Raw genomic sequence first — 17,845 nt, 5'->3', positions numbered from 1 at the left:
TTCGGAGCGATCAGTTCGCACTCGTCCGATCGTCGGGTGTCTGGACGAGCTTGTCGGACATGGCGCTGGCGATGAACTTGGGGATGGCGGGGGCGAAGATCTGCAGGTAGAAGTCCATCCAATCGTGGCGCGAGTTGAGGAACGGGAAATCGGTGGGCGCCATGTAGCGGATGGCGAGCATGGGCAGCGGCGCGTCGAGGGCGGGGAACGATGGATTGTGCAGCCCTGGAACGGTGCAGCCCGGATAGAACTGCCCGAGCATCAGACCCTGTTGCACGAATTTCGTCTTCTGGTCGTGCTGAACGGATTCGATGTCGGTGTACTCGGTGAGGTCGGGGAACACCGCGAGGACCGCCTTGAGCCGGGAATCGGGTTCCTTCAGGGGCGGCAGGGTGGGGAAGAGGTCGTACAGGTCGGCGATGATCTCGCTGATGCGCTCGCGTTCGATCTCGCGACCGGTGATGAACGCGGCCCACAGGGAATTGATCGTGATGGCGTGGCTGGTGTAGGGACAGACCGCGCCGGGACGGCCGAGGTCGGGGTGGGAGTGGCACAGGTAGTCGACCATCCACCGGCGCAGTTCGCCCGCACGCGGGTACACGCCGTTACCCGCCGCGATATCGGGGTCGAACAGGTTGACTGGCTCGACGCCGGAACGTGTTCCGACGAATCGGTCGGTGTTCATGATCGGCTCGTCCTTGCTTGGGTTCGTGACTCTGTGGGGACAGTGCGGGTGGACCGGAAGTGCTCGGTGAGCACGGAACCGATGGCGCGGAGCGCATCTCGTTCGGTCATCCGTTCGTGCCGGACGGGGATCCGGTGCTCGGTGATGCGCCCGGTGACGTGGGTGTTCCAGGCGCGCGCGGGCGAGGACCCGTCGACGGGGTCGTCGGCGGCGCTGAAGTAGATCAGATCGCCGTCGAACGATCCCGGCCGATGCTCCCAGGTGAGGTCGATCAGCCGGGTGTAGTCGCGTTGCAGGCGCACGACATGCTCGGCGGTCACCGCGGTGAAGAGTCCGCCCTGTTGGTGCAGCAATTCGGTCGCGGCGTCGACGGTCAGCTCGGTGGAGCCGTCCGGCACCGCGATACCGCCGAATTCGGTGAGCATCGTCGCCACCGACGGTGTCGGAGCCCGCACGCTGTCGGCGGAGACGACGCGGGTGTCCATCATGGCCAGGGTGGCGACGGCGTCGCCGTCGCGGCGGAGCCGGACGGCGATCGCGTGCGCGATGGTGCCGCCGAGCGAATAGCCGAGCAGATGATAGGGACCGTGCGGTTGGACGGCCCGGATCTCGCGCACGTAGCGGGCAGCCAGCTCGTCGAGGGTGTCGAACCGCGCGGTGGGGTCGGACAACGCCGGGGACTGCAGCCCCAGGACGGGACAGTCGGGATCGAGGTATTGCACCAATCCGCTGAAACCCCAAGCCAATCCGACCGCCGGGTGGACACAGAACAGTGGCGGTTCGGTTCCGTCCGCCCGCAGGGGCAGCACGACGGCGGCAGCCGCGGCGAGATCCGCTTCGCCGGACTCCGGCTCCTCGAGGCCGTCGCGGCGGTTCTCCATGCGGCGGGCAAGCGCTTGCGGCGTCGGATCGGTGAACAGCCACTGCAGCGGCACGGTGATACCGGTGGACTCCGCGAGCCGCGCCATCAGTCGGGTCGCGGCCAGCGAGTTGCCGCCGAGCGCGAAGAAGCCGTCGTCGACCCCGACGCGTTCGATGTTGAGGGTTTCGGCGAAGGCCGCGCAGACGGCGATCTCGAGCGGGGTGGCGGGCGCTCGGTACCGGGCTCGACGGCTCAGGTCGGGTACCGGCAGGGCGTTGTAATCGAGTTTGCCGGTGGCCGTGACCGGTAGCCGGTCGAGCGTGACGATGGTGGCCGGGATCATGTGGATGGGCAATCGGGTAGCGAGGTGCCTGGTCAGCACCGTGGGATCCGGCGTGGCGTGCCGGGTGGGCACCACGTAGCCGGTGAGCAGGTCGCCGCCGCCCGGCCTGGGGTGGACTGCGACCGCTGCGCGGGAGACGTCGGGGTGACCGCGCAAGGCGGTTTCGATGTCGCCCGGTTCGATGCGATGGCCATTGAGCTTGATCTGCAGATCGCTGCGCCCCAGGTACCGCAGTCTCCGGTCGCCGTTCCAGACGACCAGATCGCCGGTCCGATACATGCGCGTCCCGGGCGGCCCCCACAGGTCGGGGAGGAATCGCGCGGCCGTGAGGGCGGGTTGCCCATGGTAGCCGCGGGCGATGCCGGGTCCGGACAGATACAGTTCGCCCGCCACTCCGGGCGGCACCGGGCGCAGTCCGCGGTCCAGGACCATGGCGGAGAACCCGCGGGCCGGGCCGCCGATCAGTGGCGCGCTCTCCGTCATCGTGGTCACGGCGATGTCGCAGCAACTCATGATGGTGGTCTCGGTGGCCCCGTACGTATTGATCAGCGTGCGGCCCGGCACCCAACGGTTCACCAGATCCGGTTGGCAGGTCTCGCCGCCGAGGATCAGGGTGCGCAGGGAGTCGAGTTCACCGGCGGGCAGGGATTCGAGCACCGTCGGGGTGAACGCCGCGTGGGTGGCCTGGGTGGCGGTGATCCGCTCGGCCAGCTCGGCGCCGGCGACCACTCGATCCGGGGCGACCACCAGGGTGGCTCCGGCGGCAGCGGCGCAGACCCATTCGAGGATCGACACGTCGAAGGTCGGCGAGGCCGCGGCCAGCATCCGGGACGAGGAGTCGAGGCCGAACCGTTCCCGCGCTGCGGCGGCCAGATTCGCGATCCCGGTATGGGTGACCACGACCCCCTTGGGGATCCCGGTGGAGCCCGAGGTGTAGATCAGGTAGGCGGGATGCTCCGGCCGGAGCGTGGTCGTGCGCTCGTCATCGTCGATCGCGGTGGCGCGCGCGAAGGCCGCCTTGGTGGCGAATCCGGGACTGTCGAAGCTGAGCCAGGTTGTGGTGTCCGGCAGCAGGTTCCGATAGGACTCGGCTGTCAGCCCGACGACGGGGTCGGCGTCGGCGAGAATGCCGCTGATCCGGTCGAGCGGCTGGTCGGGGTCGATCTGAACGAACGCCGCGCCGGTCTTGGCGACCGCCCAGATGGCGGTCATCGCGTCGAGGGAGCGTGGGAATGCCACGGCCACAATCGATTCCGGTCCGGCTCCGGCGTCGATCAGTACACGCGCCCACCGGTTCGAGGTCTCGTCGAGTTCGCGGTAGGACAACCCTTCGCCGTCACAGACCACCGCTTCGGAGCGGGAGCTCGCCGCGGCGGCCAGCAGCTGCGGCAGCGTCGAGGGCGGCGCGCTGGGCCTGCCGCGGACGGGCGCCAAGGTGGCCAGCTCGTCCGGTGACAACAGCTGGACCCGCAGCAGGGGGAGCTCGATGTCGTCGGTGATGGCGTCGAGCACCCGCCGCAGCCGGTCGGCGAGGGCGTCGATCTGCTGCGGGGTGAACGAATCGGGCAGGTATTCGAAGGTCAGCTGCAGCCGGGCGCCGAGATGGACGATCAGACCGAGGGGGTAGTGCGCGGCGTCTCGTCCGTGCACGTCGAGGACGTGCATCCCGGCGATGTCGGTGTCTTCGGACAAGCCGGCCGTGTCGACCGGGTAGGACTCGAAGACGGTCACGGTGTCGAACATCGCGGCGGTCCCGGCCGCCTGCTGGATGCGGGCGAGGCCGAGGTGGTCGTGGTCGAGCAGCGCGGCTTGTTCGGTTTGCATGCGCCGGAGCAGCTGAGCGAGGGTTTCGCCGTAGTCGAGCCGGACCCGGACCGGCACGGTGTTGACGAACAGGCCGATCATCGATTCGATGCCGGGGAGCTGTGGGGGCCGTCCGGAGACGGTGGCGCCGAAGACGACGTCCTCGCGCGCGGTCGCGCTCGCGAGCACGATCGCCCAGGCCGCTCGCACGACGGTGTTGAGGGTGGTCTCCTGCCGGTGGGCCACGGCGACCAGGGCCGCGGTGCGGTCTTCGCTCAGGTGCACCCGGACTTGGCGCGCGGCGGCGGTTCCTCGGCTGCTGTCCGGCCGGGCCAGCAGCGTCGGTTCGTCGACGCCCTCGAGCGCCCGGGTCCACGCCGCTTCCGCCGCCTCCTGATCCCGGGTTTCCAGCCATGCCAGGTAGTCGCGGTAGGGGCGGGGCGGGGGCAGTGCGCCGGGGTCGCTGTCGGCGGCGTAGAGGATCAGCAGTTCCCGGATCAGCAGTGGGGTGGACCAGCCGTCGATCAGGATGTGGTGCATGCTCAGCAGCAGCGTGTACCGCTGCGGGGAGGTGTCGACCAGGGTCAGTCGCAGCAGCGGCGCGGCGGTCATGTCGAAGTGCCGGTCGGCGGCCATGAGCTGCTCGAGCGCTGCCGCGGTGTCGGCGCGGTCGGTGAGGTCGATCCGCTGGAACGGCACCTCGACGCGGCGGTGTACCAGCTGGACCGGTTCGCCCGCGCTGTCGCGCGCGAACGAGGTCCGCAGGTTCGGGTGCCGTCCGATGAGGGTCTGCAGGGCGCGGCGCAACCGGTCCGCGTCGACCTGCCCGCCGAGTTCCATCCGGAGTTGCACGATGTAGTCGTCGTGGGCGCCGTCGGCGAGCTGGGCGTGGAACAACAGTCCCGCCTGCAGCGGCGTGAGCGACCACATGTCTTCCAGCTCAGGATATTCGGCTTCGATCCGGTCGATCGCGGCCTGATCGAGGTCGACGAGGTCGAGGTCGGAGGGCGTCAGCCCGCCCGCGCCGGGCCGGGCCGCGTGGGCCGCGAGGGCGATCACCGCGTCGCTCCACAGTTCCGTGAGCTCGGTGACCTCGGCGGCGGTGATCAGCCCGGCCGGGTAGTCCCAGGCCGCGCTCAGGGCTGGTCCGTCCGGTGTGTCCGTGGTGGCCGCGTTGACGCCCAGCACGGCCGCCGCCGACGCGTCGGGGGGCTGGGCGCCGCCGGCGGCATCGGCGCCGGCGGGCAGCCACCCGAAGTCGAGCGCCGCCTCGGGGATCGTGTCGAACCGCCCGAGATAGTTGAAACTCACCTGGGGGTCGGGCAGCGCGCCCAAGATGCGGGCGGTATCGGCGTCGAGGTAGCGCAGCAGCCCGTAGCCGGTCCCGTTGCCGGGGACCCGCCGGAGTTGTTCCTTGACCGATTTGATGACCGCCCCCGCGGCGGCGCCGCCGGCGAACGCGTCGTCGATGTCGATGTCGGACAGGTCGATTCGCACCGGGTACGTGGTGGTGAACCATCCGACCGTGCGGGTGAGGTCGGCGCCGGGGAGGACCGTGTCGTCGCGCCCGTGGCTCTCGAGGGTCAGCAACGCCTCGGTCAGGGTGTCGCCGCGGCGGTGCCGCCACCGGGTCAGCGCCAGTGCGAGCGCGGCGATCAGGGCATCGTCCACCTTGCCGTTGAACGCCTGGGGCACGGTGGTGAGTACGCCACGGGTCACCGTGGCGGGCAGTGTCACCCGGACGGTGGCCACGGTGGCCTGCTTGTCCACGGCGGGGTCGAGCCCGCGCGTCCCGATCGGCGGATCGGCGGCGGACAGCGTGGAACGCCACCGGTCGAGTTCGTCGTGATTCGCGGCGGCGGTGTCGAGGGCGTGTGCCCAGCGGCGCATCGACGTACCGACGGGCGCGAGCTGCGGCGGCTGCCCGGCGGTCACCTGGGCCGCGGCAAGTGCGAAGTCGGGCACCAGGATCCGCCACGACACCCCGTCCACCACCAGGTGGTGCGCGACGATCAGCAGCCGGCCGGGCCCTGCGGCGCGGTCGAACCAGACCACCTGCAGCACAACACCTTCGGCGGGGTCGAGGCGCTCGGCGGCCGCCCGCGACTCCACACCGGCGATCGTGGTGAAGGCGCTGCTGTCCGGCGCCGCGTCCACCGGCACGCGCCGGATCAGCTCGGCGGCGGACACCTCGGTCGGTCGCACCCGCATCGCCCAGCCCGACGGGTGCGCGGGATCGGGCACCAGCCGGGCCCGCAGCATGTCGTGATGATCGAGCACGGCCTGCACGGTCGCCTCGATCACGGTCGCCTCGACGCCGGTCGGCAGCGTGAGCATCACCCACTGGCAGAAGCTGTCGAATCCGCCGCGCTCCACCATCCAGCACATGATCGGCGTCAACGGCATCGGCCCCACGCCCCCGCCGGGCAGTTCCGCCGGAAGCGCGGCCGCGTTGTCGCGGACGGCGCTCCGGGCCAGTCCGGCGACCGTCTTGCGCTCGAACACATCACGCACGGACAGCGCCAGACCCGCCGCCTTGGCGCGCGTGACCAATTGGATCGACATGATGCTGTCGCCGCCGAGCGCGAAGAACGAATCGTCGAGCCCGATCGGGTCGATCCCCAGGACCTCGGCGAACAGCGCCGCGAGCGTCGTCTCGGTTTCGGTGACCGGCGGGCGGAATTCGGCTCGGCCCGTGCTGAAGTCCGGTTCGGGCAGTGCGCGGCGGTCGATCTTGCCGGTCTCGGTCGTCGGCAGCGCGTCCAGCACCATCACGGTGGCGGGCACCAGGTGCGGGGCCAGTCGTTGCCCGGCGGCCGCGAGGACCGCGACCGGGTCCAGTTCGGCGCCGGGTTCGGGCACGACGTATCCGATCAGCCGATCGCCGGTGGAGCCGTGGTGCACGGCCGCCACCGCGCGGGCCACGCCGGGGCAGCCCAGCAGACCCGATTCGACCTCGCCGAGCTCGATGCGGAAGCCGCGAATCTTGACCTGGAAGTCCGTCCGCCCGACATAGTCGAGGGTCAGACCTCCTTCCGGTAGCCGCAGCCACCGCACCAGGTCCCCGGTCCGGTACATGCGTTGCCCGCCGCCGGCGAACGGATCGGCGACGAACCGGGACGCGGTCAGGCCCATCCGGTTCCGGTATCCGCGCGCCAATCCGGGCCCGGTGAGGTACAACTCGCCGACGACTCCGATCGGCACCGGACGCAACCACGCGTCGAGCACGATCTCACCGACGCCGCGGATCGGTCCGCCGATCGTCGCGGTCTCGCCCGGCACCATCGGCGCGCCCGCGTCGGTCTGGATCGTGGCCTCCGCCGGACCGTAGGTGTTGAACAGTTTCCGGCCCGGTGCCCACCGTGACACCAGTCGTGGCGGGGGCGCTTCGCCACCGATCACGACCGTCCCGAGGTCCCGCAGCCCGGCCGGATCGATCGTGCCGAGGGCCGTGGGAGTCAGCGCGGCATGGGTCACTGCCTGCTGCGAAATGAGTTGCGCCAATTCGATTCCGCCGAGGACCGCCGGCGGCGCGATCACCAGGCGCCCGCCCGACGCGAAGGCCCAGAGGAGCTCCAGGATCGCCGCGTCGAAAATGGGCGACGCCGCGTGCAGCACCCGCGCGCCCGGCCCGATGTCGAACCGTGAGCACTGCTCGGCCACCAGGTTCGCCAACCCCCGGTGCGAGACCACCACGCCCTTCGGCACTCCCGTCGAGCCGGACGTGTAGATCACGTACACGGGATGGTCGAGCCGAATCGGCCGAACGCGGTCGGCGTCGGTCACCGGCAGCGCGGGCGACCGCGCCGCTTCCGCCGCGGCCGCCGGGTCGTCGAGGACCAGCCAGCGCACCGATCCGGGCAGCCGATCCTTCCACTCCGACACGGTGATTCCGATCGACACACCCGAGTCGGCGAGCATGTGCTCGACCCGGTCCCCGGGATTGCGCGGATCCACCGGGACGAATGCCGCCCCCGACTTCGCCACCGCCCACACCGCGAGCACCGACTCGTAGCTGCGCGGCAGTCCGATCGCGACATTCGTCTCGGGCCTGGCCCCTCGATCGATCAGCATGCGCGCCAACCGATTCGACTCGGCATCCAGCTCGCCGTAGGTCCACTGCCGGTCCCCGCACACCACCGCCACCGCTGCCGGATCCCGGGCCTGGGTGGCCGCGAGCAGCTCCGGCAACACCCGCTCCGGTACCGGGGGATCACCCGAGACCGGCGCCAGCTCGCGGTATTCCTGCGGCGAGAGCAGATTCAGCCGGGCGAGCGGCGCCTCCGGGTCGGCGGCCATGTCGCCCAGGACGTCCAGGATCCGGCGCAGGGTCGCCGCGATCGTGTCCTGGTCGAGTAGTTCGGGCAGGTACTTGATCTCGAGGTGCAGTCGCGAGTCGACCCGCCCGACCACGCCCATCGGATAGTGGGCCGCGTCGGAACCGGTCACGTCGACCAGCCGCATACCGGCGATGTCGGTGTCCGCGGTCAGCCCGTAGCGGTCGACCGGAAAGGACTCGAACACCGTCATCGTGTCGAATACCGCCCCCGGCCCGGCCACTCGCTCGATCTCGGCCAGCCCGACGAATTGGTGATCGAGCAGCGCGGCCTGCTCGGCCTGGACGCGGTCGAGCAATTGCCCGATGGTCTCGGCGGCGTCGAGACGAACGCGCACCGGCACCGTGTTGATCAGCAGCCCGATCATCGATTCGACACCCGCGACCTGCGGTGGCCGGCCGGAGACCACGGCGCCGAACGTCACGTCCTTCCGGGATGTCAACGCGCCCAGCACGATCGCCCACGCCACCTCGATCATGGTGTTGAGGGTGATGCCGCGGGACCGCGCGCGGCCGATCAGTGCCGCGGTTTGCTCCTCGGTGAGTTCGCCGAACAACTGCCGTGATTCGGTGTAGCGGCGGCTGGGATCAGGTGCGGCCACCAGGGTCGGCTCGTCGGAGCCGTCGAACGCCCGGGCCCAGGCGTCGAGCGCCGCGGCCCGGTCCTGCCGCGCGACCCAGGTGAGGAAGTCCCGGTAGGGACGCAACTCCGGCAGCACGGTGGTGTCGCAGTCGGTGGCGTAGAGCACCAGCAGCTCCTTCAGGAGCAGCGGCGTCGACCAGCCGTCGAGCAGCAGGTGATGGTTGGTCAGCACCAGCCGGTACCGCTCGGGCCCGATGGTGGCCAGCATCCAGCGGAGCAGCGGGGGACGAGCCGGGTCGAACCGGGTGGAGCGGTCCGCGGCCAGCAGCCCCGTCCACTCGCGATCGCGTGCCTCGTCGTCCAGCCCGGACAGGTCCGGTTCCGACCACGGCGCTTCGGCGGCATCGTCGACCACCTGCACCGGTTCCGGGTCGGTGACGAACGCGGTGCGCAGATTCGCGTGCCGGTCGAGCAGTACCCGCACGGCCCGGCGCAGCCGCCCCGCGTCGACCCGGCCGTGCAGCTCGAGCACCAGCTGCGTGATGTAGGCATCCACCGACTGCTCGGACACCAGCGCGTGGAACAGCAGCCCCTGCTGCAGTGGGGCCAGGGGCCAGACGTCGCGCAAGGCCGGATACCGGTCCTCGAGTCGCTCGATGTCGGATTGTCCGAGCTCGGCGGTCAGATCCGACGGCGTCCGCCCGCCGCTCCCCACGCGGCGGGCATGTGTCGCCGACGCGGTCAGTACCGAGCGCCAGAGCTCCGCGATCCCGCGCACCTCGTCGGCGGTGAGCACACCCGTGGGATACGTCCAGATCGCCTGTAGTCGTGCACCTTTCGGGTCGTCCAGGACAGTGACCTTGATGTCGAGCACCGCGGACACCGGCATATCCGGAGGCTGGGTGGCGGCGAGTTCCGCCGCACCCGCGGCAGCGCCGACGTCCACCGGCGCCCATCCGCCCACCGGGATCGCCTCGGCCATCCCGGTGGCGTGGCGTCCGAGGTAGGTGAACGCGATCTGCGGCGACGCGGTCGTGAGGCTCGGCCCGGCGTCCTCGTCGAGATACCGCAGCAGGCCGTAGCCGATCCCGTGGTCGGGGACGGCGAGCAGCTGTTCCTTGACGGACTTGACCGCTGTCCCCAACTCCGGTCCGCCCGCGCACGCTCGGTCGAGATCGATGCCCGACAGATCCAGGCGCATCGGATAGCTCGTGGCGAACCAGCCGACCGTCCGCGTCGGATCCGCTTCCGGGACAACGCCTTCGACGCGACCGTTCCCTTCGAGACGAATCGTCACGTCCGCGGCGGCCGCTGTCCGGTGCTCGAGCCGCCACCTCGCGACGGTGACCGCCAGCGCGGTCAGCAGCCCATCGTCCACGCTGCCGTGGAAGGCCGCGGGCAGGGTGGTCAGCAGGGCCTCGGTCACCGCGGGGTCCACGTCGATCCGGACCGTGCCGGTGGTCGAGACCACGTCGATCGAGGGGTCGAGCGGGCGAGACCCGATCAGGGGATCGTCCCCGGAGGTCATCGCTCGCCACAACTCGAGCTCGGCGGCGCGCTCCGGCCGCCGGGCCGCCTCGACCAGCCCGTACGCCCAGCCGCGCATGGACGTTCCGGCCGGGGCCGGCTCGGGTGGCTCGACGGAATCGAGCGGAGACCACGCGGCCGTCAGATCCGCCGCCAGCACCTGCCAGGACACGGGATCGATCGCCGAACGATGCACGACCACGAGGACCGTGCCCGGCTCGGCGGCGCTCACCGGGTCGAACCAGACCACCTGCGTGAGGATCCCGGCCCCCGGATCGAGCCGGTCGGCGGCGGCCTCCAGCTCGGCCGCCGCCGGCGCACGGAACTCGGCGCGTCCCGGCCCCGCTTCCGCCGGAACCCGCACGATCAGGTCGTCAGCGCGAATCATGCCGGGCGGCAGCACGTTCCACGCCCACTGCCCGTCGGCGCTCCGGCGGGTTCGTGCCCGCAGCATGCCGTGCCGGTCGAGGACGGTCTGCACGGTGTCGGTCAGCCGCCGCCGGTCGATCCCCGCCGGTAGACCCAGCAGCATCGCCTGCGCGAAGCGGGCGCACGCGGACCCCGTCCGCTCGAGCAGCTCTCGCATGATCGGTGTCAGCGGTAGCGGGCCCGCGCCGGGCAGTTCCGCCGGAAGCGTTGTCGCGGTGTCACTCTCCTGGGTGGCGACCAGGGCGAGTCCGGCGACGGTCTTGCGCTCGAACACATCGCGTGGGGAGAACACCACGCCCGCCGTTCTGGCCCGCGTCACCAGTTGGATCGACATGATGCTGTCGCCGCCGAGGGCGAAGAAGGAATCGTCCGCGCCGACCCCGTCGGAGCCCAGGACATCCGCGAAGCACTGGGCGATGACCCGCTCGGTCGGCGTCCGAGGCGCCCGGAAAGGCTTGTCCGCGGCGAACACCGGCTTCGGCAAGGCCTGACGATCCAGCTTCCCCATCGGCGTCAACGGCACCCGATCCAGCACCATGATCGACGCCGGAACCATGTAGGACGGCAACCGGTCACCCAGATACTCGGTCAACACCGTCGGATCGATCGAACACCCCGGCGCGGCAACGATATACGAGACCAGCGACTGACCTCCCGAATCGGAGTGACTGCCGACGGTCACCGCGTAACTCACCGCCGCATGGGCCGCCAGCGCCGCATCGATCTCGCCCAGCTCGATGCGCAGACCCCGGATCTTCACCTGGAAATCGGAACGACCCACATGTTCGACCGTTCCCTCGGGCGTCCACCGAGCCATATCCCCGGTCCGGTACATCCGCTCGCCCGGCGCCCAAGGACATGCGATGAAACGTTCCGCCGTCGCGCCCGCCCTGCCGTGGTATCCGCGCGCCAGACCGGCACCCGCGAAATACAATTCGCCCGCCACGCCGACCGGAACGGGCTGCAGCCGCTGGTCCAGGATCCACCCCGACACACCACGAATCGGAGTACCGATTGTCACCACCTCGTCAGCCGTCAACGGGGTGCTCAGCGTCGCGACAATGGTCGTTTCGGTAGGCCCGTAGCTGTTCAGCATGGCGTGGTCGACACCCCAGCGCCGCACCACGTCGGTGCCGTAGTCCTCGCCACCGACCGCCAGGTGGGTCAAATCCGGTAGCGGCCAGCGGGTGTGGTCGATGGTCGCGAGCGTGGACGGTGTCACGAGGACATGGCTGACCCGTTCGCGGGCGATCAGGTCGGCGAGTTCGTCACCGCCGTAGACGTCGCCGGGCGCGATGACCATGGTGGCGCCGGAACCCAGCGACAGCAGCAGTTCCAGGACCGACACGTCGAAGCTCGGTGAGGCCATATGCAGTGTGCGCGAATCGGATTCGATACCCATGGCCTCCCGGTGCACGATGGCGCAGTCGTACAGTCCGCGATGCGTGACTTCGACGCCTTTGGGCAGTCCGGTCGATCCGGAGGTGTAGATGACGTAGGCGAGATCGTCGACCCGCAGTGGACGTGTCCGTTCGCGGTCGGTGATGGGCCGGCCATCGGCGGCGTCGGTGCGGTCGAGGTCGTCCGGTGTCAGCCAATCGACTCCGTCGGGCAGCCGGGTGCGCACGGACGGCACGGTCACCCCGAGGACCGCCCCCGACTCGGTCATCATGTGCGTGATGCGGTTCCTGGGATGACCCGGATCGATCGGCAGGAACGCCGCACCCGATTTCGCGATCGCCAAGACGGCCAGTACCGAGTCCAGGGACCGCGGCATCCCGATCGCGACGATGTCCTCCGGGCCGACACCACGGCGAATGAGCGATCGCGCCAATCGATTCGAACGCTCATCCAACTCCCGATAGCTCATCCGCTGTCCCGCGAACACGATCGCCGTGGCGTCGGGATCCCGTGCGGCCGCCGTGGTCAGCAGGTCCGGCAGCGTGATCGGCGCCGCCGCGACCGCACCGCTGTGGCTCAGCAGATCGACGCGCTCGGCGGGCTCGAGCACCTCGATCGCCCCGACCGGAATCGTCGGATCGGCGACCACCGACTCCAGAACCCGGATCCACCGGTGGGTGAGGGAATCGACCGTCGCGGCGTCGAACAGGTCTGTGGCATAGGTGACCGCCACCGTCACGCCGCCGCTGTCGTGATCCGGCGAGAGGATGAATTGCAGGTCGAAACGGGACGCGGTGCCGGGCAGGTCGACCACCGACAGTTCGAGACCGGGGAGTTCCAGCGTCACCGGTTCCAGGTTCTGGAATGCCAGCAGCACCTGGAACAACGGATGGCGAGCCTGGGACCGCTGGGTGACCAGCTGGTCCACCACCTGCTCGAACGGGATATCGGCGTGGTCGAACGCATCCAGATCCACCCGCCGGACCCGGCCGAGCAGATCGGCGAACGACCGCCCCGGATCGACCTCGGTCCGCAATACCAAGGTATTGACGAACATGCCGACCATATCGTCGAGCGCCGCCACGCCGCGCCCCGCGATCGGGGTGCCGACCGGTACATCGGTGCCGCCGCTCATCCGTGCCAGCAACACCGCCAACGTACCGTGCACCACCATGAACAACGTGGAATCGTGCTGCCGAGCGCAATCCTCCAACCCCCGGACCAGGTCGGCGCTCAACGAATAGCCCTCGGTAGCACCACGATTCGACATGACCACCGGCCGCGGCCGGTCGAACGGCAGCGGCAGTTCCTCGATCACTCCGTCCAGGGTCGCGGTCCAGTAGCGAAGTTGCCGGGCGCTCAGCGACTCCGGTTCGTCCGGCGAACCGAGCACGTCTCGTTGCCACAGTGCGTAGTCCGCGTACTGGACGGGCAGCGGTGTCCACGACGGTGTTTCACCGCGCAGCCGGGCGGCGAAGGCCGTCGCCACATCGCGCGCCAGCGGCGCCATCGAGAAGCCGTCCGCGGCGATGTGATGCACCACGACGGCCAGCAGGTATTCCGGTTCCTCGGCGTCGGCCACCCGGAACAGCCGGGCGCGCACCGGCGCCCGGGTGCTCACATCGAAGCCCTCGGTGACGAATTCGGTGACCGCCGGGATCAATTCGCCGAACGGCACCGTCGTCAGCGCGGGATCCGAGTCCAGGTGATCGACGGATTCGACCACTTGGATCAGCACGCCGTCATGGTCCGGGTACCGGGTGCGCAGCGACTCGTGTCGGGTCAGCACGTCGATCATGGCCTGTCGCAGGGCGTCGATGTTCAGTTCGCCACGTAGCCGCAGGGCGATCGGCATGTTGTAGGCCCCGGAGCCGGTGTCGTACTGGTTGAAGAACCACATGCGTTGTTGCGCCGGGGCCAACGGCACCAGGTCGGGGCGCGGACCGGCGATCAGCGGTGGGCGGGGCCGCCGACCCGGCGCGGTCTCCTGCTCGATGCGGGTGGCCAGTTCGGCGGTCGTGGCCGCCTCGAACAGCAGCCGCACCGGAATCTCGGCGTCCAGCGCGGCACCCAGGCGCGCCGCGACTCGGGTCGCGACCAGACTGTCCGCGCCGAGCGCGAAGAAGGAGTCGTCGACGCCGATGGTGTCGATGTGGAGCACATCGGCGAAGGTCTCGGCGATGAGACGCTCGATCGGTGTTCGCGGTGCCCGGTAGGGCTTGTTGTCGGCGAACACCGGTTCGGGCAACGCTTTTCGATCGAGCTTGCCCGCCGGCGTCAACGGGATCCGGTCCAGCACGACGATCGCGGCCGGAACCATATAGGGCGGCAGGTGATCGGCGAGATGATCCGCCACGAGAGCGGTATCGATCGTATGGCCGGGCGCGGCGACGACATACGAGACGAGCTGCTGAGCTCCCGAATCGGCGTGATGGCCGATCGTGGCGGCATAACCGACGCTCGGGTGACCCGCGAGCACGGCGTCGATCTCGCCGAGCTCGATACGCAGACCACGGATCTTGACCTGGAAATCCGATCGCCCCAGGTGCTGGACCGCACCGTCGGCCGACCAGCGGACCACATCCCCGGTCCGATACATGCGCTCGCCCGGCAACCACGGACACGCCACGAACCGCTCCGCCGTCAACCCTGCCCGGTGGTGATATCCACGAGCCAGGAGACCACCGGCGACATACAACTCACCCGCCACACCGACCGGCACCGGCTGCAATCGCTGGTCGAGTATCCAGGCGGAGACGCCGCGGATCGGCCGGCCGATCGTGACGAGCTCACCCGCCGCCAACGCGGTCAGCGTGACCGCGATCGTGGTCTCGGTGGGCCCGTATTCGTTGAACAGCAGACGGGTTCCGCTCCACCGTTCGACCAACTCGGTGCCGTAGTCCTCGCCACCGACGACCAGATGCCCCAGATCCGGTAACGGCCAACGGGTGTGGTCGATGGTCGAGAGCATCGAAGGCGTCATACACGCGTGGCTGACGTGTTGGCGATCCAGGAGTTCGGCGAGCTCGTCGCCACCGAAGCTGTCGCCGGGTGCGACGACCAGCGTCGCGCCCGCACACAGCGCCAACAGCAGTTCCAGTACCGAGACATCGAAACTCGGTGAGGCCAGATGCAGTGTGCGGGAGGATGGTTCGATGCTCAGGACATCCCGGTGTTCGACGGCGCAGGTGTGCAGTCCGCGATGGGTGACGGCGACGCCCTTGGGCAGCCCGGTCGATCCGGAGGTGTAGATGACGTACGCGGTATCGTCGGCCCGCAGCGGGCGCACCCGATCACCGTCGGTGATCGGCCGATCGTCGCCATCGTCGAGGTACTCCGTTGTCAGCCAGTCGATGTCATCGGGTGAGCGGGCGCGGGCGACTGCCATGGTCAGGCCGACCGCCGCCCTCGAGTCGGTCAGTATGTGGGCGACGCGTTCGACCGGATGGCCCGGATCGATCGGCAGGAAGGCGGCCCCCGTCTTGGCTACCGCCCACACCGCCAGCACCGATTCGGTGGAACGCGGCATGGCGATCGCGACGATGCCCTCCGGACCGATGCCCCGCTCGATCAGCTTCCGCGCCCACCGATTCGAGCGTTCGTCGATCTCCCGGTAGCTCGCTTCCCGCCCCCCGGCGACGATCGCCGTCGCCTCCGGATCCACCGCGACCGCGGCGGCCAGCAGTTCGGGCAGGGTGATCGGCGCGGCCGCGGGTGCGCCGCGGCGGGTCAGTAGATCGGCGCGTTCGGCGGATTCGAGCACGTCGATCGCCCCGACCGGAATCGTCGGATCGGCGACCACCGACTCCAGAATCCGGATCCACCGACGGACAAGGGAATCGATCGTCGTGGCATCGAACACGTCCGTGGCGAAGGTGACCGCACCGGCCGTGTCGCCGTCACCGTCGGGCGTAGACAGGTTGAATTGCAGGTCGAAGCCGGACATTTCGCTGACCTGGCCAACTGCCAGCAATACTTGGCACGCGGGATGTCGCGACAGCTGCTCCGCCACTTGTTCGAACGGAATATCGGCATGGTCGAAAGCGCTCGAATCCACCTGCCGCACCCGCCCGAGCAATTCGGCGAACGATTCCCGCGAATCGATTTCGGTCCGCAACACCACCGTATCGCCGATCGCATCGTCGACCGGTGTGCCGACCGAAATATCGGTGCCGCCGCTCATTCGCGCCAGCAGCACCGCCAACGCACCGTGCACCACCGTGAAGAACGAAGAATCATGCTGCCGTGCACAATTCTGCAATCCTCGAACCAATTCCGTGCCCAACGAAAAGTCCGCGATCGCATGCTGATTCGACATCACCGCCGGACGCGGACGGTCGAATGGCAATGGAAGCTCTTCGGGAAGATCGGCGAGCGTCTCACGCCAGAACGCCAGATTCTCACGGCGGCGGCGGATCCCGGCGCCCTCGGCGGCGCTGCGGGGGTGGACCTGTCCGAGCTCGGCGTCCGATGCGGCGGCGAACTCGTCGAGGAACTCCGCGAATCCGGTGCCGTGCGCCGACAGTTCGCGGTCGGTGTAGAGGTTGGGATTGGCCAGGAACTGGAGGATCGTGCGCGGCGGATCCCCCGTCCGATACACGTCGAGCAGCAGATCGTCGACCGGGCCGGAGCTGAGGATATGGAACTGTCCGGTCACCGAACCGAAGTGGAGCTTGTGGTCGAAGAGCATGACGTTCACGACCGGGCCCGCGAACCGCCGCTGGGCGCCCGGGATCCCCAGGGCGGCGCGAATGTCGGTGAGGCCGCACCGCTGGTGCCGCAACACACCCACCAGATCGGACTGCACCCGCAGCGCCAGCGTCGCGACGGTGTCGGCCGGCTCGAGGGCGATCGGCAGCGGCGCCACATTGACGAAAACCCCTGCGGATCGCCGCAGCACGGCGGTCGTTCGACCCGATACCGGAATGTTGACCAGGACCTCGTCACGGCCGGTCTTCCGGGCCAGGTAACAGCCGAACGCGGCGATCACCAGCGCGGCCGAGCTCGTTCCCACCGCATTCGCCGCACGGTCGATCCGCTCCATCGTCGCCGCCGGTAGGTCGGTGATCGAGACGGCGCTGTCCGCGCACGCGGGCGCCCGTCCGGCGGCCAGACTGGACTCCTCGCCGACGCCCGCGAGCCGGGTCATCCAATAGGCCTGGTCGTCGGCGAATCGCTTCGACTCCCGGTAGCTGCGATCGGCCTCGTACAAGGCGCGGATGTCCGCGGGCTGATTGGGTTCGGCCGGTTCGCCCCGCACCGCCGCCGCGTACAGCGCGGCGATCCGGTTCACGTTCATCATCGCGCCGTAGCCGTCGAGCGCGACGTGATGACACCGGCTGTACAGCAGATAGCGCCGCTCTCCCACCTGCACGATCGCCGTCGCGACCAACTTGTCCCGGGTCATGTCCAACGGCGCCGTGTATTCCCGGCGCATCCACTCCAAGCCCGCCGCGATCGGATCCGGTGCGTCCCGGACATCGATCAGCGTTGTCTCATAGCCGAGTGCCGGGTCGTACACCTGATACGGCGCACCGTCGGTCTCGACCAGTCTCAGATACCCCGATTGGAACTCGTGACCCGCTCGAATCGCTGCCATGCGCAGCGTTTCGATGTCGAGGTCGCCGTCGAACTCGATATATTGTGCCTCGGATATCGGCACATCGGGACTCAGTTTCTGGGCCAGCCACAATCCCTGCTGACCGGCGGACAGCGGTATCGGCTGCGGTCGCGGTGCAGTCATGGTTTCCCTCGAGCTTCGACCGCGCATTATTCGCGCATTACTTACTGCAAAACCCCGACCGCCGACAGTATATGCCCAGCGGTCATAGCTGTATACGAACCAGCGCCGCGGTTGGTTCTGGCTGGAAGGGCGT

2 protein-coding genes are annotated in these 17,845 nt (G+C 69.3%); both read right to left on the bottom strand.

Annotated features, from left to right (window positions below; translation table 11 throughout):
* Positions 1-10: 10 nt before the first annotated feature.
* On the bottom strand, positions 11-685 hold the full coding sequence (locus tag ACFYTS_RS26700; RefSeq protein WP_357288607.1) for a DUF6875 domain-containing protein: 675 nt from the start codon (positions 683-685) through the stop codon (positions 11-13).
* Entirely contained in the window at positions 682-17,712 is a 17,031-nt protein-coding gene (locus ACFYTS_RS26695) for an amino acid adenylation domain-containing protein (RefSeq protein ID WP_387307990.1), read from the bottom strand. Before ACFYTS_RS26695 ends, ACFYTS_RS26700 begins: the two co-directional genes overlap by 4 nt.
* Positions 17,713-17,845: the final 133 nt, after the last annotated feature.

The organism is Nocardia sp. NPDC004151, assembly GCF_042874235.1.
In the GTDB taxonomy this organism is placed as follows: Bacteria; Actinomycetota; Actinomycetes; order Mycobacteriales; family Mycobacteriaceae; genus Nocardia.
The sequence above is the reverse complement of the archived record's forward strand: the minus strand, read 5'-3'. Positions and strand labels throughout refer to the sequence as shown.